The organism is Geothermobacter ehrlichii (assembly GCF_008124615.1).
GTDB classification, from domain to species: Bacteria; Desulfobacterota; Desulfuromonadia; order Desulfuromonadales; family Geothermobacteraceae; genus Geothermobacter; species Geothermobacter ehrlichii.
The window spans coordinates 21,802-38,851 of the sequence record NZ_VNIB01000019.1; the positions used below are offsets into that span (position 1 = coordinate 21,802).

The 17,050-nt window shown below is 63.2% G+C and carries 17 protein-coding genes; 1 reads left to right on the forward strand and 16 read right to left on the reverse strand.

Annotated features, from left to right (window positions below; genetic code table 11):
* Positions 1 to 25: 25 nt before the first annotated feature.
* Genes nuoH through EDC39_RS14665 form a run of 8 tightly spaced genes read right to left on the reverse strand, consistent with a single transcriptional unit; the run spans position 26 to position 8,573 of the window.
* Positions 26 to 1,063, reverse strand: coding sequence for an NADH-quinone oxidoreductase subunit NuoH (gene nuoH / locus EDC39_RS14630; RefSeq protein WP_148897138.1), 1,038 nt, complete (start codon positions 1,061 to 1,063; stop codon positions 26 to 28).
* A 57-nt stretch (positions 1,064 to 1,120) separates the two neighbouring features.
* The gene (gene nuoG / locus EDC39_RS14635) at positions 1,121 to 3,592 is read right to left on the reverse strand and encodes an NADH-quinone oxidoreductase subunit NuoG (RefSeq protein ID WP_148897139.1); all 2,472 of its coding nucleotides are present in this window, start codon (positions 3,590 to 3,592) and stop codon (positions 1,121 to 1,123) included.
* A 39-nt stretch (positions 3,593 to 3,631) separates the two neighbouring features.
* Positions 3,632 to 5,413, reverse strand: coding sequence for an NADH-quinone oxidoreductase subunit NuoF (gene nuoF, locus EDC39_RS14640; protein ID WP_148897140.1), 1,782 nt, complete (start codon positions 5,411 to 5,413; stop codon positions 3,632 to 3,634).
* Between the two features lie 28 nt (positions 5,414 to 5,441).
* Complete coding sequence (gene nuoE, locus EDC39_RS14645) at positions 5,442 to 5,939, reverse strand: NADH-quinone oxidoreductase subunit NuoE (RefSeq protein WP_148897141.1); 498 nt, start codon at positions 5,937 to 5,939, stop codon at positions 5,442 to 5,444.
* Between the two features lie 23 nt (positions 5,940 to 5,962).
* Positions 5,963 to 7,141, reverse strand: coding sequence for an NADH dehydrogenase (quinone) subunit D (gene nuoD / locus EDC39_RS14650; RefSeq protein WP_148897142.1), 1,179 nt, complete (start codon positions 7,139 to 7,141; stop codon positions 5,963 to 5,965).
* Positions 7,142 to 7,187: 46 nt separating this feature from the next.
* The gene (locus tag EDC39_RS14655; RefSeq protein WP_148897143.1) at positions 7,188 to 7,670 is read right to left on the reverse strand and encodes an NADH-quinone oxidoreductase subunit C; all 483 of its coding nucleotides are present in this window, start codon (positions 7,668 to 7,670) and stop codon (positions 7,188 to 7,190) included.
* A gap of 49 nt (positions 7,671 to 7,719) precedes the next feature.
* A complete protein-coding gene (locus tag EDC39_RS14660; RefSeq protein ID WP_148897144.1) occupies positions 7,720 to 8,226 on the reverse strand; it encodes an NADH-quinone oxidoreductase subunit B in 507 nt (168 codons plus the stop codon).
* Entirely contained in the window at positions 8,217 to 8,573 is a 357-nt protein-coding gene (locus EDC39_RS14665; RefSeq protein ID WP_148897145.1) for an NADH-quinone oxidoreductase subunit A, read from the reverse strand. The genes EDC39_RS14660 and EDC39_RS14665 overlap by 10 nt, the downstream gene beginning before the upstream one ends.
* Positions 8,574 to 8,941: 368 nt before the next feature.
* Between EDC39_RS14665 and EDC39_RS14670 the strand changes: the two genes are divergently transcribed.
* On the forward strand, positions 8,942 to 10,693 hold the full coding sequence (locus EDC39_RS14670; protein WP_148897146.1) for a GAF domain-containing hybrid sensor histidine kinase/response regulator: 1,752 nt from the start codon (positions 8,942 to 8,944) through the stop codon (positions 10,691 to 10,693).
* A gap of 500 nt (positions 10,694 to 11,193) precedes the next feature.
* On the opposite strand, the gene rsxE is transcribed toward EDC39_RS14670, so the two are convergent.
* From rsxE to EDC39_RS14710, 8 genes are all read right to left on the reverse strand, one after another.
* Positions 11,194 to 11,793 (reverse strand): electron transport complex subunit RsxE, encoded by a 600-nt coding sequence (rsxE, locus tag EDC39_RS14675; RefSeq protein ID WP_148897147.1) that lies wholly within the window; start codon positions 11,791 to 11,793, stop codon positions 11,194 to 11,196.
* Entirely contained in the window at positions 11,790 to 12,395 is a 606-nt protein-coding gene (locus EDC39_RS14680) for an RnfABCDGE type electron transport complex subunit G (RefSeq protein WP_148897148.1), read from the reverse strand. The genes rsxE and EDC39_RS14680 overlap by 4 nt, the downstream gene beginning before the upstream one ends.
* Positions 12,396 to 12,399: 4 nt before the next feature.
* The gene (locus tag EDC39_RS14685) at positions 12,400 to 13,389 is read right to left on the reverse strand and encodes an RnfABCDGE type electron transport complex subunit D (protein ID WP_148897155.1); all 990 of its coding nucleotides are present in this window, start codon (positions 13,387 to 13,389) and stop codon (positions 12,400 to 12,402) included.
* A 2-nt stretch (positions 13,390 to 13,391) separates the two neighbouring features.
* Positions 13,392 to 14,708 (reverse strand): electron transport complex subunit RsxC, encoded by a 1,317-nt coding sequence (rsxC, locus tag EDC39_RS14690; protein ID WP_148897149.1) that lies wholly within the window; start codon positions 14,706 to 14,708, stop codon positions 13,392 to 13,394.
* A gap of 6 nt (positions 14,709 to 14,714) precedes the next feature.
* Complete coding sequence (locus EDC39_RS14695) at positions 14,715 to 15,587, reverse strand: RnfABCDGE type electron transport complex subunit B (RefSeq protein ID WP_148897150.1); 873 nt, start codon at positions 15,585 to 15,587, stop codon at positions 14,715 to 14,717.
* A gap of 19 nt (positions 15,588 to 15,606) precedes the next feature.
* A complete protein-coding gene (gene rsxA / locus EDC39_RS14700; protein ID WP_148897151.1) occupies positions 15,607 to 16,188 on the reverse strand; it encodes an electron transport complex subunit RsxA in 582 nt (193 codons plus the stop codon).
* A gap of 199 nt (positions 16,189 to 16,387) precedes the next feature.
* Positions 16,388 to 16,696: a hypothetical protein gene (locus EDC39_RS14705; RefSeq protein WP_148897152.1), complete on the reverse strand. Its 309-nt coding sequence runs from the start codon at positions 16,694 to 16,696 to the stop codon at positions 16,388 to 16,390.
* A 90-nt stretch (positions 16,697 to 16,786) separates the two neighbouring features.
* Positions 16,787 to 17,050: electron transfer flavoprotein subunit alpha/FixB family protein (locus EDC39_RS14710; protein WP_148897153.1), on the reverse strand; the 264-nt coding region annotated here is incomplete at its 5' end.

Below are 17,050 nucleotides of genomic sequence, written 5' to 3' on the forward strand. Positions count from 1 at the left end.
TGTACCTCGTAAACAGGTTGAGAACTTACTGCTGCAGAACCACAACGATCCCGGTCACCAGGATGTTGGCCAGGGCCAGGGGCAGAAGCACCTTCCAGCCCAGCTTCATCAGCTGGTCGTAGCGGACGCGGGGGAAGGTGGCGCGAATCCACATCAGGAAGAACATGAAGGAGAAGATCTTTCCGAGCAGATTGACCGGCCCCCAGGGCGTCGGTCCGGACCAGCCGCCGAGGAACAGGGTCGACAGGATGGCCGCCACCACGATCATGTTGGCGTACTCCGCCATGAAGAACAGGGCGTACTTCATGGAGGAATATTCGGTACAGAAACCGGAAACCAGCTCCGACTCGGCTTCGGGCATGTCGAACGGGGTCCGGTTGATCTCGGCGGTGCCGGTGATCAGGAAGAGCAGGAAAGCCAGCGGCTGCTTCCAGATGTACCAGTCGAGGATCGAGCCGCTCTGCAGGGCGACGATCTCGCGCAGGCTCAGGGTTTCCGAAAGCATGAAGACGGCGACGATCGCCAGGCCGGCGGCCAGCTCGTAGGAGATCATCTGCGCTGAGGCGCGAACGCCGCCGAGCAGGGAGTACTTGCTGTTGGACGACCAGCCGGCCAGGGTGATGCCGTAGACGCCGAGCCCGGCCATGGCCAGAATGTAGAGGATGCCGATGTTGAGATCGGTGATCTGCAGCGGAATGGCGTAGGCCTTGCCGCCGAAGTTCACCACCAGGTCGCTGCCGAACGGAACCACGGCGATGGTGATCAGCGACGGAATCAGGATCATCATCGGCGCCAGGATGAAGGGAATCTTGCTCGCCTGGGTCGGGATGATGTCTTCCTTGAAGAAGAGCTTGATGCCATCGGCGATCGGCTGCAGCAGACCGTGCCAGCCGGTCAGCATCGGACCCAGGCGGGTCTGCATGTGGCCGATGACCTTCCGCTCGACCCAAGTCGCATAGGCGACGATGCCCATGGTCAGTCCGAAGACCACCAGAATCTTCACCGCCATGGCAATGATGAACAGCAGCGGCGCGTTCGACAGGCTCAACATTTCAGCAGTCATGTGTCTTCCTCTTTACGCTTTATCGAGAGAGTTGGTGTGACTCTGTCCGTGTGAGAATCAGCCCTTCGCGACCTCGGCCGCAACCACCGCTTCGCCGCGGAAGACCCGGTTCAGACCGGTTCCCGCGAAGTGACTGGGGGCGAAGAGCAGCCCCTTCGGCAGCCGCGCCCCGACCTTCGCCTTCAGCTTCAGGTCGACGCCGCCGGCCTTGACGGTGACGCTGTCGCCGTCCTTGATGCCCAGCTCGGCGGCATCCTCCCGTCCCAGTTCGACGTAGGGCTCGGGCACCGCGGCCAGCGGGCCGTCGGCGTGGGTGGTGGTGCTGCCGGAATGGTAGAGGGAGCTGCCGGTGGTCAGCAGGAAACGTCCCTCGGCGCTCTTGCCGCCGCCGACGGCAACCAGATTGCGGGTTTTGGGTGCCAGTTTCTCGCCGCCCCAGACCACGCCCTGCGGGCCGATCTCGTCAAGACCGATCTGCGGGTAGTCGGCCAGCCCGGCGCACAGCTCGCCGAAGACCTCGGCGGGTCCGGCGGGCGCCTGGGCTCCCAGTTTTTCCAGCAGGGCGCCGAAAATGGCATAATCCGTACGCGCCTCGCCTGGGCTGGTGATACCGGGACGAACCCGCTGGATGCGCCGTTCGGCGTTGGTGAAGGTTCCATCCTTCTCGGCGAAGGAAGCGGCCGGCAGCACCACGTCCGCCTTGGCGGCGGTGGGCGACAGGAAGAGATCCTGCACCACCACGAAGCCGGCATTGGCCAGGGCCTTCTCCACTCGGTCGCCGTCCGGGTAGGTCGTCAGCGGATCCTCGCCGATGATATACAGGCTGCCGAGCTTGCCTTCGGCGGCTGCCGCCAGCATCGCCTGGGCACCCAGTCCATCTTCTTTCGGCAGCACGCCGAGGTCGATGGCGCCCTGGCTGTTGGCCTTTTCACCGCAGACGTAGAGGCCGGCCTCTTCCTGGTCGGCCAGCCCGGCCAGCAGGGCCAGGTTGGCGGCAGCAAGCCCCAGTTCGCGGCTGGCCGGCGTGTAGGGCAGACCGTAGCCGAGCAGGATCGCCCCCTTCTGAGCCTCGGCAAGCCGCTCGGCGGCGGCGACAATCGCTTCGGCCGACACACCGGTCCGCTCGGCGACCCTGGCCGGAGCGAATTCGGCCATCGCCTGCTTGAACTCGTCAATACCGGACACGCCTTCGGTCCTGGCCTTGCCGCCTTCGAGCAGTGCCACGCACATGGCGTTGAGCACGTCGACTTCCAGGCCGGGACGGGTCAGCAGGGTTTCGGCGTTGGGCAGTTTGGTGAACTTGCCCTTCTTGTCGGCCAGAACCAGCAGCTTCGCTTCGTGCCGCTTCACCGCCTGGTTGACCACCATGCCGAACACCGGGTGGGTCTCGTAGAAATCGGAACGGATGCTGAGGATCACGTCCGCCGTCTCCACCTGGGGGAAGGTGCCGGTCGAGGCGGTCAGTCCGAGCACGTCCTTCACCCCTTCGGTCAGGACCTTGTAGCACTCGCCGCCACTGTGGTCCAAGCTGGTGACGCCGGCGGCGTCGGCGAGCCTCTTCAGCAGGAAGAACTCCTCGTTGGTCAGCCTCGCCCCCGTGATGATGCCGGCCCCTTTACTGTCCTTCAGTCCGTTGGCTACAGCCTCCAGGGCCTCGTCCCAGCTCGTTTCGACAAGTTCTCCCCCCTTACGTACGAGCGGCCGGGTCAGGCGCTGGTCACTGTTCACATACGAATAGCCAAAACGGCCGCGGATACAGAGGTTGCCGTCGTTGACGCCGTTCTTGTCGTTGAAGCGGATGGTCTGGACCTGGTTGTCCTTCACACCCAGGGTCAGGGTGCAGCCGTTGCCGCAGTAGCCACAGACGGTGTCGACCTCCTTCAGCTGCCAGGGACGGGCCTTGAACTTGAAGGGGCGCGGCAGCAGGGCCCCGACGGGGCAGAGGGAGACGCACTGGCCGCAGAACTCGCAGTGCAGACCGCGATCGAAGGCGGTGGCGATCTTGGTTTCGAAACCGCGCTCGACAAAGGAGTAGGAGCCGTGGGCGACGATTTCGTCACACACCCGGACGCAGCGGCCGCAGAGGACACAGCGATTCATGTTCCGCTCGATGAACGGATTGTTCTCGTCGGTCGGGTAGTGAAACTTTTCACCCACGAAGCGGTTGGTGACAACCTCGTACTCGTAGGTCAGGTCCTGCAGCTCGCACTCGCCACCCTTGTCGCATACCGGGCACTCGACCACGTGGTTGACCAGCAGGAACTCGAGCACGGTCTTGCGGACCTTGCGAATCTCCTCGGAGGTCGTGGTCACCACCATGCCCTCGGTCACCGGGGTGGTACAGGACGGGATCAGCCGCCCCTTCATCTGCTCGACCTCGACCAGGCAGACCCGGCAGGCGCCGAAGGGGAGCAGCTTCTTGGCATAGCAGAGCACCGGGATGTCGATGCCGGCTTCCCGGGCCGCCTCATAAATGGTGTAGGTCTTGGGAACCGTGACCTGTTTGCCGTCGATTGTCAGATTAACCATCGTATCCTCTTATCCGCTTCAGCAGTTCGGCTGAGAGAGTTAGTCAATTGCCATGAAACGGCAGGCGTCGTAACAGGAGGTGCACTCGGTGCACTTGTCGCGATCGATGTAGGCGACCTTGCCCTTTTCCCAGGTGACGGCATCGACCGGACAGACCTTCTTGCACAGACCGCACTTCTTGCAGGCATCCTCGATCACGCGGAAGTGCAGAAGCGGCTTGCAGACGTGCGAGGGGCACTCCTTGTCCTTGATGTGCGCCTCGTACTCGTGCCGGAAGTAGCGGATGGTCGAAAGAACCGGGTTCGGCGCCGTCTGGCCGAGACCGCACAGCGACGATTTCTTGATGTCGTAGGCCATGTCCTGCAGCAGCTCGATGTCGCCTTCCCGCCCTTCGCCGGCACAGATGCGCTCGAGGATCTCGAGCATGATCTTCAGGCCGATGCGGCAGGGGATGCACTTGCCGCAGGACTCGCGCCGGGTGAAGGTGAGGAAGAAGCGGGCGACGTCGACCATGCAGGTGGTCTCGTCCATGACGACCAGGCCGCCCGAGCCCATCATGGCGCCGGCCTTGATCAGCGAATCGTAATCGACCTCGGCATCCAGCGCCTCGGCCGGCAGACAGCCACCGGAAGGACCGCCGGCCTGTACCGCCTTGAACTTGCGGTTGTTCAGAATGCCGCCGCAGACGTCGTAGATGACCTCGCGCATGGTGACGCCGGCGGGAACCTCGACCAGACCGGTGTGCTTGACCTTTCCGGTGACGGCGAAGATCTTGGTGCCCTTGGTCCCCTCGGTACCGATGGAGGCGTACCAGTCGGCTCCTTTCTGCAGGATGTAGGTGACGTTGGCGTAGGTTTCGACGTTGTTGATGTTGGTCGGCTTGCCCCACAGGCCGCGCACCGCCGGGAACGGCGGACGCGGACGCGACATGCCGCGGTGGCCCTCGATCGAGGCCATCAGGGCCGTCTCCTCGCCGCAGACGAAGGCACCGGCGCCGGCCTTGATCTTCAGATGGAAGGGGAAGCCGAGCCCCATGCAGTCATCGCCGAGAATCCCCCGCTCGTAGCAGGTATCGATGGCCATCTGCAGGCGCTTGATTGCCAGCGGATATTCGGCGCGGACATAGACATAACCGTGGCTGCAGCCGATGGCGTAGGCGGCGACCATCATCCCCTCGATGATGCAGTAGGGGTCGCCCTCGAGCAGAGAGCGGTCCATGAAGGCCCCGGGGTCACCCTCGTCAGCGTTGCAGATCAAGTACTTCAGCTTGCCGGGAGTGGCCTTGCAGAAGGACCACTTGACACCGGTGGGGAAACCGCCGCCGCCGCGGCCGCGCAGACCCGAGCGCTTGACCTCCTCGATCACCTCCTCCGGCTGCATGGTTACCGCCCGCTTGATCGCCTCGAAGCCGCCATGCTCGATGTAGTCCTCGATGCTCTCGGCGTCGATGCGGCCGCAGCGGGAGAAGATGGTGCGGTGCTGCTTCTCCAGAAACTTCGAGTAATAGGGACCGGCGGTCTTCTTCGGCACCGGCTCGCCGCCGATGATGTGCTCCTCGACGATCTGCGGCACCAGCTCGGGGGTGACGAAATCGTAGGTCACGCCCTCCTGGCCGGGAATGAGAATGTCGACCAGGACATCGTTGGCGCACAGCCCGCGACAGCCGGTCTTCTTGATTTCGCAGCGCTTGCCGACCTTGGCATCTATACCGTGTTTCTTGAATTCCTCTTCGAAGGCCTCGGCAACCTTCATCGAACCGGAAGCGATGCCGCCGGTGCCGGTACAGATGAGAACTTCAACAGTCTGAGCAGTTTCGGCCATGGGATACCCCTGTGCAAACGGACCGGGTTCAGTCCATCTTCTGGTATTTCTCGATAACTTCGTTCAGCTTTTGAACCGACATGGAACCGTAGGTCGCGTCGTTGACCATGATGACTGGAGCCATGCCGCAGGCACCGATGCAGGCGACGTACTCACAGGTAAACTTCAAATCCTCGGTCGTCTCGGCGTGACCGATGCCGAGAAGCTCCTGGATCTTGTCACCCAGGCGGGTCGCCCCCTTGACATGGCAGGCCGTACCCATGCAGACTCGTACGATGTACTTGCCACGCGGCTCCAGGTGGAACTGGGCGTAGAAGGTCAGCACGCCGTAGATCTGGCTCGGGTAGACGTTGAGCCGCTCGGCGGCCAGGAAGACCGCCTCCTCGGGCACGTACCCGTAATGGTCCTGGATCTCCTGGAGCACCGGCATCAGCGCCCCGAGCATGTCCTGGTACTTGTCTAGAATGGCGTTGCAGGGCCCGAGGTCGATTTCCTGCTCGGCTACTTTTTCTGCAGATTCGCTCATGGCTAGCTTCCTCGCTGATCGCTTTAGCGGTCGATCTCGCCGAGAACGACGTCCAGGGTACCGATGATGGCGATGACGTCGGCAATCAGGGCCCCTTCGACCATCTGCGGCAACGCCTGCAGGTTGACGAAGGAGGCCGGACGGATACGCATGCGGAAGGGACGGGGCGACCCGTCGGAAATCAGGTAGAATCCGGTTTCACCCTTGGGATTTTCGACACCGACGTAGACCTCGCCCGGCTCCGGCTTGAAACCCTCGGTAATGATCTTGAAATGGTGGATCAGACCCTCGATGGTGTTGACCACGTCCTTCTTGGGCGGCAGCACGATCTTCGGGCAGTCGGCGAGAATCGGCCCCGGCTTTAGGCGGTCGAGGCACTGGTGGATGATCTTGCACGACTCGCGCATCTCGTCGAGACGCACCTTGTAACGGGCCCAGGTATCGCAGTCGGTGTGGGTGACGACCCTGAAATCGTAGGTTTCGTAACCGCAGTAGGGCTGGTCGCGCCGCAGGTCCCAGTCAACGCCGCTGCCACGCAGGGACGGCCCGGACAGGCCGACATCGATGGCATCTTCCGGCTTGATCACCCCGACCCCCATCACGCGCTTCTGCCAGATCTTGTTACCGGAGAGCAGGCCTTCGTAGGTGTTGATGTTGTCCGGCATTTCGTTGATGAAATCGCGGATCTCCTTCTCGATCCCGTCCGGCAGATCGGCGGACAGACCGCCGACGCGGAAATAGTTCGAGGTCATGCGGGCACCGGAGATCTTCTCGTAGAAGTCCATGATCCGCTCGCGCTCGCGGAAGCAGTAGAGGAAGACGGTCATGGCGCCGATATCGAGAGCATGGGTCGCCAGCCAGACCAGGTGACTCTTGATGCGGGTCAGCTCGGCCAGCATGACCCGGACCACGTTGGCCCGTTCGGGAATCTGGTCGCTGATGCCGAGCAGCTTCTCGACTGCCAGGACATAGCCCAGGTTGTTGTGCATCGGCGCCAGGTAGTCGAGACGGTCGGTCAGCGGCAGCACCTGATGGTAGGTCCGGTACTCGGACAGCTTCTCGACCCCGCGATGGAGAAATCCGATGTGCGGCGTCGCCTTGACAACCACCTCGCCGTCAAGCTCGAGCACCAGCTGGAGCACGCCGTGCGTCGACGGGTGCTGGGGCCCCATGTTGATGGTCATTGTTTCGAGATTCGCCATGTCTGCCTCGTCTTTATATGCTCAGATGAAGATTTTGATTCCGGAATCAGGAGAGCCTGCCCTGGTAGGGCTCGCGGTCAGGCCCCTGCACGGGATAGTCCTTGCGCAGCGGATGTCCTTCCCAGTCGTCCGGCAGCAGGATGCGCCGCAGGTCGGGATGCCCCTTGAAGTCGATGCCGAACATGTCCCAGACCTCACGCTCGAGCCAGTTGGCGGCGCTCCAGATGCCGACGACGGAGTCGATACGGCAATCGGCCTCCTCGACCGGCGCCTTCAGCCGCAGCCGCTGATGGGCGCCGATGCTGTAGAGGTGGTACACCACCATGAACCGGGGAGTCTCGCCCAGATAGTCGACCCCGCAGACATCAGTCAGAAAGTTGTAGCCACACTCCTCCTTGAGGAAGGCACAGACGGCGAGGATGTCCTCCTTCCTGACCGTGACCGAGGTCTGCCCCCGATGCTCGGCGACATCGAGCACACTCTCCTTGAACCGTTCCTTCAGCTTCGCTACCGCCGGATGTTCACTCATGGCCTCTATTGTCCTTTTGAAATTTTGCAGTATCTGAGGGTTGGACGGATCAGGCCTCGCTGATCCTTTCGCCAATGCCGATGGCCGACCCGAAGGAATTGCGCTCCTTCATGATCTTCTCCTGCAGCTTCATGATGCCGTAGAGGAGACCTTCCGGCCGGGGCGGACAACCGGGGACGTAGACATCGACGGGAAGCGCGGTATCGATGCCCTGAACCGTGCTGTAGGTGTCGAAGATCCCGCCGGAACAGGCACAGGCCCCCATGGCGATGACATATTTCGGCTCGGGCATCTGTTCGTAGACGGTCTTGATCACCGGCAGCATCTTCTTGGTGACGGTGCCGGCAATGATGATGCAGTCCGACTGCCGTGGCGAGGCGCGGAACAGAATGCCGAAACGGTCGAGGTCGAAACGGGCGGCGCCGGCAGCCATCATCTCGATGGCGCAGCAGGCCAGACCGAAGGTCATCGGCCAGAGAGACTTGGCCCGCGACCAGTTGACCAGCTTGTCGAGGGTGGTGGTTATGACGTTGTTACCGAGCGTTTCTACTCCCATTCCAGCGCTCCTTTTTTCCAGACGTAAACGTAGCCGACGAGGAGAATGATGATGAAGACTCCCATTTCGACAAAGCCGAACAGGCCGAGTCGCTTGAACATGACCGCCCAGGGATAGAGGAAGACCGCCTCGATGTCGAAGACGATGAAAAGCATGGCAATGATGTAGAACTTGATCGACAGACGCTCCCGCGCCGAGCCGACGGGCGGCATGCCACACTCATAGGGCGCCAGCTTGACTTCACTCGGTTTCTTCTGGCCGATCAGTCTCGACAAGACGATCGAGCCGACGGCAAAGGCTACCGCGATGACAATCAGAACGAGGATCGGCAGATAACTGTCCAGCATGTAGAGCTCCTCCCAACAGCGTTTGATTAGCTGATGCCCTGGCTGAAGGCGCAAGGATAGCGTTTACGGATTTTAAGCGTGTGCAAGGTAGGATAATTGCGCCCCAATGTCAAGGAAAAAATACAGTATACTGTATGCAATGCACCTGCCGTTTTTCCCTTTAAAAACGAGCGGTTACCAGATAAAATTCACCTCGTAAACATTACCATCCATCCCGGTGCGGCATGGATGAATTTTTCTTCATCACACCCGGAGGCCCAAGCTCCTGCCGCCGCCCCCTGACCTCGAAAAGCCCCGCCCCCTTTTCCCTTCAGAAAGTTCGCCCGCATGCCGACAGATAGAACAGAAACTCTGCCCCGGGGGACTACATGGCCAATCCAGCATTCGATGTCCGCGAGGAAAAAAACATCGCCCTGCCTGAATACGACCGGCACCTTGCCGACCTTCTCAGCCGCGCCACCCTGGCCTTTCTGCGTCACGGCGACCTGGCCAGCATGGCTCAGACCCTCCTGCAGGCCGCCCACGACAAGCTGCTGGCCGACGGCGGGCTGATCTTCGATTTCGACCCCCGGGGTCAGCCACGACTGTTGGCCGCCATCGCAGGAAGCTGGAACCGGAACCTGGCCCCCGACCCGGCCGATCCCGACGCCTGGCTCGGCGGCTTCCCCCAGCCCTTCCTTCGCCTGCCGCTGGAACGCGGTGAAACCCTGCTTTACGGTGAACCGCCGGCAATCGGTACCCTTGGGCAACCGATGCCGCACACTATCTATTCCATGCTCGCCATCCCGCTGGAGAACGAAGGGACCGCCATCGGCAGCGTCTTTCTCTTCAACCGTCCCCAGGGATTCAACGCCGAGTCCTGTCGCAACGCCGAAAATCTGGCCCACGCCATCGGCCTGGCCATCGCCGCCGCCCGGGAACGCCTGATGCGCCAGCAGACCGAAACCGAGCTGCGCCAGGCCCAGAAGATGGAAGCCCTCGGTCAGCTGGCTGCCGGCGTCGCCCACGACTTCAACAACATGCTGACCGTCATCAACGGCTATGTCTCCCTGGTTCACCGGTCGCTGCCGGAGGATGACGAGCATCGACAGGAACTCGACATCGCTCTCGAGGCTGGCCGGCGCGCCGCCGACCTGGCGCGGCAGCTGCTGGCCTTCAGCCGCCGTCAGATGCTGCAGCCGCAGGTGATCGACCTGAACGATCATCTCGACCGGCTGCAGAAGCTGCTGCGGCGTCTCATCCGGGAAGACATCCGTTTTCAGGTGAAGCTGACATCCGGACTTCCCTACATAAAGGTCGATCCCGGACAGCTGGAACAGATCCTGATGAACCTGGTCATCAACGCCCGCGACGCCATGCCCCAAGGCGGCGAACTATGCATCAGCACCGGCACCAGGGTCTTCGACCCGGCCTTTGTGAAACAGCATCCGGGAGCCAGACCCGGCCACTATGTCTGGTTCAGCGTGCGCGACAGCGGCGCCGGCATAGCGCCGGAAGATCTGGACCGCGTCTTCCAGCCTTTCTTCACCACCAAGGAGAAAGGCAAGGGAACCGGTCTCGGACTGGCGACCGTCTACGGCATCGTCAAGCAGAGCGGCGGCTACATCACCGTCGACAGCCAACAGGGAGCGGGAACCACCTTCACTGTCTACCTGCCGGCAACCAGCGAGGGACCCCGCGACGATACCCGTCCCGACCTGCCCGCCATCCGCTCGATCAGGGGCCGGATCCTGCTGGTCGAGGACGACCGCGATGTCCTGCACTACGCGACCAGAGCCCTGCTCGCCCATGGCCTCGAAGTGACTCCGGCCCAGGACGTGCAGCTGGCCATCGACCTGTTCTCCGACGATCCGCAGGGCTTCTGCCTGCTGGTCACCGACATGGTCATGCCGACCCTGAGCGGTCCCCTGCTGGCGAAAAGGCTGCGCCGCATCCGGCCGGATCTGCCGGTCCTCTTCCTCTCCGGCTACGGCCAGGTCACCTTTGAAAACGATTTTCTTCAGGGGGAAAAGGGGGCCTACCTGGCCAAGCCCTTCACCAGCGAGGGGCTGGTACGCAAGATCGGGGAGGCCCTCGCCGCGCGGCAGGCCGGCAACGGCGACATGCCAGACCGCCAATAGAGGCTCGGCGGCAAACCGCCGACATGCGGAACATCAGGCGTGCTCAAGAATCGAGGGTCGAAACATGAGCACAAAGGCGCAGGCGGGACTTTTTTGGCGTGCTCCATGCCACCGCTACGGTGACATGGCATTTAAGAAAGAAAGCGCTTTCCCGCGACCGACAAGGTACCGACCATGTCTCTGCCGCCCCATTTCTACAAGCAGATGTTCGTCCATCTGGCCGAGGGGTCTATTTCGTCGACACCGAACGGCACATCCTCTACTGGAACCGGGCCGCCGAACGGGCACCGGCCATGCAGCGGAGAAACTGCGGCAGGGGCTGGAGAACGGACTCTGTCCGACAACCGGAGAACCGCTCACGGCCATCTTCGGCGTCACCACCGTCATCACCGAGGACACGACGGAAAGCCTGATCGAGCAGGCCGACCGGGCGCTTTACCGGTCGAAACGGAAAGGGTGCAACCGGGTGACCTTCTATGCGCGCGGCGACCGGGAAACGGTCAGTCCTTCATCCGCGTCGCCTCGAACCGATTCATCCCCGCCAGCAGAAGACCGAGGGCAATGAAGGCTCCCGGCGGCAGGATCATCAGCAGCAGAGGCTGGTAACCGGCGCCGAACAGGGAGATGCCCAGCAGGCTGCCGCCGCCGATGACTTCCCGGACGCTGCCCAGCACGAACAGCCCGAGGGTAAAGCCGAGCCCCATGCCGATACCGTCGGCGATCGACGGCAGCAGGCCGTTCTTGGAGGCAAAGGCCTCCGCCCGCCCGAGAATCAGGCAGTTGACGACGATCAGGGGGATGAAGATGCCAAGCGCCTTGTAGAGGTCGTAGACATAGGCCTCCATGCAGAGCTGCACCACCGTCACGAACGAGGCGATGATGACGATGAAGGCGGGGATGCGGACACCGGCCGGAATCAGCTTGCGCAGCAACGCCACGGTGATGTTGGAACAGACCAGCACGAAGGTGGTCGCCAGCCCCATGCCCAAGCCGTTCTCCGCAGAGGTGGTGACGGCGAGGGTCGGACACATGCCCAGCAGCAGCTTGAAAACCGGGTTTTCCCGCCACAGGCCGCGAACGAACACATCTGCGAGACTCATTTCGCCTCCTTTTGCGCCGCAACGATCTGTTGCCGGTGGTCACGGTAGAACTCGAGGCCGGAGCGGATGGCGCCGACCACGGCACGCGGTGAAATGGTAGCGCCGGTGATCTGGTCGAAATCGCCGCCGTCCTTCTTCACCCGCCAGTCGGCATTGTCCAGGCCCTTGCCCTTGAACTGCTCCTTGAACCAGGACTCGACGATCTTGGCGCCCAGGCCAGGCGTCTCGGCATGGGACAGGATCTCGATGCCGCTCAGCCGCCCGGCGGGCTCGATGCCGACCATGATGTCGATATTGCCGCTGTAGCCGTCGGGAGCAGTCACCTTGAAGGCGATGCCGTTCAGCCTGCCGTCCTTGCGGCCGAGAAAGAAGGTCCGGTAGACGGGCTGCCCCTTCTTGTCGGTTCCCATCTGCAGGGAGCGGGTCTCGGCGTCCGGGCTGTTGTCGAAGGGGGGAAGAACGGCCTGCAGCGCCCGCACCATCTCCAGACGCCGCTGTTCGGCGATCGGCGCCCGGGTGACGGCCTCGACCAGCGAAAGAATCAGGCCGGCACCGGCGGCTATCAGGGTCAGAACGACGGCCAGTCGCACCGTTTCACGCATCGGTTCACCCCTTTTCCGTCACCAGGCCGAATTTCTTCGGCTTCAGGTAGCGGTCAATCAGCGGCGTCGCCGCATTCATCAGCAGTATGGCGAAGGACACCCCCTCCGGGTAGCCGCCGAACAGCCGGATGAGCACCGTCAGCAGACCGCACCCCGCCCCGAAGACCAGCATGCCGCGGCTGGTCACCGGGGTGGTGACCATGTCGGTCGCCATGAAAAAAGCCCCGAGCATCAGGCCGCCGGTCAGCAGATGGAACACTGGATCGGGATAACGGCCCGGATCGACCAGCCAGAAAGCACCCGACAGCAGCACCACGGTGCCGAGATAGGCGACCGGGACATGCCAGGTGATCACCTTCTTCCTCAGCAGGTAACCGGCCCCGAGCAGCAGGGCGAAGGCCGAAACCTCGCCTAGGCTGCCGCCGCTGTCGCCGAGGAAATAGCCGAGAAACCCGGCCTGCAGGTCGGCCGGCAGGGCACCGTGGAGCATGACCGCCTCCTTGGCACGGCCCAGGGGCGTGGCGGTCGTGACCGCATCAATCGCCGAGCCCAGCGGCGCGGGACGGGTCCAGCTGGTCATCTGCACGGGAAAGGAGATCAGCAGCACCACCCGCGCCACCAGTGCCGGATTGAAGGGATTGCAGCCCAGTCCGCCGTAGACCTGCTTGGCGATGACGATGGCGACAAAGGCGCCAAACAGGCTCATCCACCAGGGGCTCGACGGCGGCAGGTTCATTGCCAGCAGAATGCCGGTCAGCGCGGCGCTGCCATCCTGGATGGTCAGCGGGCGCTTCATCAGTTTCTGACAGGCCACCTCGAAGGCGACACAGCCGAGAGTGCAGATCAGCAGCGTGGCCAGAGCCGGCAGACCGAAAAGATAGACGGCCACGGCGCACGCCGGCAGCAGGGCGAAAATCACCTGGCGCATGATCTGCTCGGTGCTCGCCCCGGAAGCGATGTGCGGAGAACTGGAAAGATAGACCGGAGACGACACGATCAACCCTTTCTTCGCCGGGCCGTGATGGCCGCTTTCGCGTGGCGAATGCTCTGGACCAGCGGCAGGGCCGCCGGACAGGAATAGGAACAGCAGCCGCACTCGATGCAGTCCAGCGCTCCCAGAGCCTCCGCCTCGTCCATCATCTCGAGCCGCGCGTAGGCGGCGATGCTGGTCGGCAGAATGCGCGCCGGACAGGCCTGGACGCAGCGGGCGCAGCGGATGCACGGCCCCTCCGGCCGCTTCAGCACCTGCTCGGCGGTGAACAGCAGCAGGCCCGAAGTGCCCCGGGTCGCCGGCACGTCGAGCGACAGCTGGGCCATGCCCATCATCGGGCCGCCCATGATGATCTTGGCCGGTTCGGCCAGGGTTCCGCCGCAGGCCTCAACCAGGTGGCGCAGCGACATGCCGATGCGGATGCGCAGGTTCTTCGGCTGCTTCACGGCGGCGCCGGCCACGGTGGCTATCCGCTCGATCAGGGGCCGGCCGCGCAGCACGGCATCGGCGATGGCGGCGCAGGTGCCGACATTCTGCACCACCACGCCGACATCCATCGGCAGACCGCCGGAAGGAACTTCCCGGCCGGCAATGGCGCTGATGAGCTGCTTTTCCGCCCCTTGCGGATACTTGACTTCCAGCGGCACCACCTCGATGGACCGATCAGCACCGAGCGACGCCATCCGTTCGATGGCGTCGGGCTTGTTGGCCTCGATGCCGAGAAAGGTCCGTTCGACCCCGAGAATCTTCTGCAAAATGGCGATGCCGTCGAGAATGCGTTCGCTCTCCTCCAGCATCAGCCGGTGGTCGGCGGTCAGGTAGGGCTCGCACTCCACCCCGTTGAGAATCAGGGTATCGATCGGCTTTTCCGGCGGCGGGCTCAGTTTGACGTGGGTGGGAAAGGTCGCTCCGCCCATGCCGACGATACCGGCGTCACGGATGCGGCCGCGCAGCTCGTCGACGGTCGCTGCGGCCGGGTCGAGAAGCGGCATCGGCTCGTCCCAGGCGTCCTCGCCATCGGCCCGGATGACCACGGCCGGCAGGGCGCGTCCCGAGGGATGCGGCCGCGGCTCGACGGCGACCACCTCGCCCGACGTGGGCGCGTGAACCGGCACCGAAACAAAGCCGCCGGCCTCGCCGATCACCTGCCCCTTTCGCACCCGGTCCCCGGCCTGCACGCAGGCGGTGGCCGGCGCCCCGATGTGCTGCGACAGGGGGACAACCAGTTCTTCCGGCAGCGGGCAGTCCTCGATGGCCCTGGTCGCGGTGAATTCCTTGCTGTCGGGCGGATGCAACCCGCCGGAAAACGTTTTCATGCGCATGGTCGACTATCCTGCGACTTTCTCGTTCGCACCTGCATCCACGTCGGACGAAACGTCGGTTCCCGGCGCCCGGAAGCTGCTCCCTTCCGGATAGCCCTGACGAAAATCGCGGATGCACCTGGTCGGGCACTTTTCCACTCCGGGGCCGGCCTGCTCGTGGTGCTCGTAGACCACCCGGGCGAGAAAGTCCTCGATAACGTAGGCCTCCGGGGCCGTCTTCCTGCAGATCTGGCAGGCGATGCAGCCCACCTCGCAGTACTTGCGCACCGCCGCCCCCTTGTCGTGACTGTTGCACAGCACATGCACCGTCGCCTCCCGCGGCGCCATGGCGATCACCTGGCGCGGACAGACGGCGACACACTTGCGGCATCCGGTGCATTTTTCCCGGCTGATCACGGCAAGCCCGTCGGCGGTCATTTCGATGGCACCGAACGGACAGGCCCGCTCGCAGCTTCCCAGGCCCAGGCAGCCGCCGGGACAGGCCTTGGGCCCGTCGGCCAGCTTCTGGGCGGCGTTGCAGTCGGCCAGCCCGAGATAACGATACTTCTCCTTCGCCTTGCGGTTGTCACCCTGGCAGCGGACCACCGCCACCTGGGGCACGGCCGCCTCCGCCTCCACTCCCATGATACGGGCGATCGCCTCGACCGTCCCCTGTCCGCCCGGCGTACAGAGAGAGGGCGACACCCCGTCCTCGACCACCGCCTTGGCGTAGGCACCGCAGCCCGGATATCCGCAGGCACCGCAGTTGGCGCCGGAAAGAACGTCGATGATGGCCGACTCCCGCTGGTCGACCTCGACGGCGAACTTGCGCGCCGCCGCTCCGAGGGCCAGAGCCGCCAGCAGGCCGATACCGCCCAGACTTGTCACTGCTGCAATCATGTGCTTGCTTCCTTGTCGCCTATCCCTTGACCAGTCCGGCAAATCCCATGAACGCCAGCGAAAGCAGGCCGGCCGTCACCAGGGCGATGGCGGTCCCGCGAAAGCTCCGGGGCACCGGACAAAGGTCGATGCGCTCGCGCAGTCCGGCGAACAGTACCATGGCCAGTGTGAAGCCGAGGGCCGCACCGATGGCGAACACGACACTTTCCAGGAAGGAATAGCTCTTCTGGATGTTCAGAACGGCCAGACCGAGCACAGCGCAGTTGGTGGTGATCAGCGGCAGGAAAATACCGAGCGCCTGGTAGAGCACAGGACTCAGCTTCTGCACCGCCATCTCCACCAGCTGCACCAGCGAGGCGATGACCAGAATGAAGGCGATGGTCTGCAGATACTCGATATTGAAGGGAACGAGGATGAAATACTGGATAAGCCAGGTCACCACCGCCGCCACGGTCATGACGAACGTCACCGCCATCCCCATACCCAGCGCTGTGTCAACCTTCTTCGAAACGCCGAGAAAAGGGCAGATGCCGAGAAATCGGGCCAGCACGAAGTTGTTGACGAAAATCGCGCTGATCAGAATGAGGACCAGTTCAACCATGGCGCGTCAGCTCCCTGCAAATTGGTCAGACCAAACCTTATAAAACAGGGCTCAGGGCCCTGTCAAATGAATATCTTCGTAAAGGAGATCCATGAACGCACCGCCGGCTGTCGGGGACGGCAATCACCCCGGCCGCCGGCGTCCGGTTCACCAATTTCGCAAAAGGGGATTCCGGCCCGCAAGAATCCCCATCTCCTGCTCAAGCCTTGCCGCAGGCGGCGAGCAGAGTCTGCAGGGCGGCCGGGTTGTTCGACTTGATTTCACCGGCAAGAAAATCCTTGACCCCGGGCCGGTAACCCTGGTTCCAGATCCGGTCGAGAAAGGCCGCCGAGGTCTTGCAGACACAGTCGGCCGTCTCCGTCGCCTTGCCGTCCACCACCCGGCAGCCTTCGGGCGACAGGAAAACCGTCTTTTTCACCTCGTCGACCGAAAAATAGAAACTGGTCTCCTTGTCCACCTTGCCGGCCCCGCACAGCCGTTCCATATCGCTGAACAACGCGTCGATCATGCTCCCTCGCAAAGAATCCATATTCACCCAGGGGCCAGGGCGAAAGGCCCGGGAGAACCCTTCAGCCTTGCCTTTGACCGTCTTTCAATTTCACCCCGCCAGCTTCTCCGTCAGCGCCGGCACGAACTGCTTGACGTCCGCCACCACCAGAACGTCCGCCACCTCGCCGATCGGCGCCTCGGGGTCGGTGTTGATCGCCAGGATGAAGTCCGATTTCTTCATCCCCGCCAGGTGCTGGATCGCCCCCGATATGCCGCATGCCACGTACAGCTTCGGCGACACCGTCTGCCCGGTGGTCCCCACCTGACGGTCATGCGGAACCCAGCCGGCATCGACCACCGGACGACTGGCCGC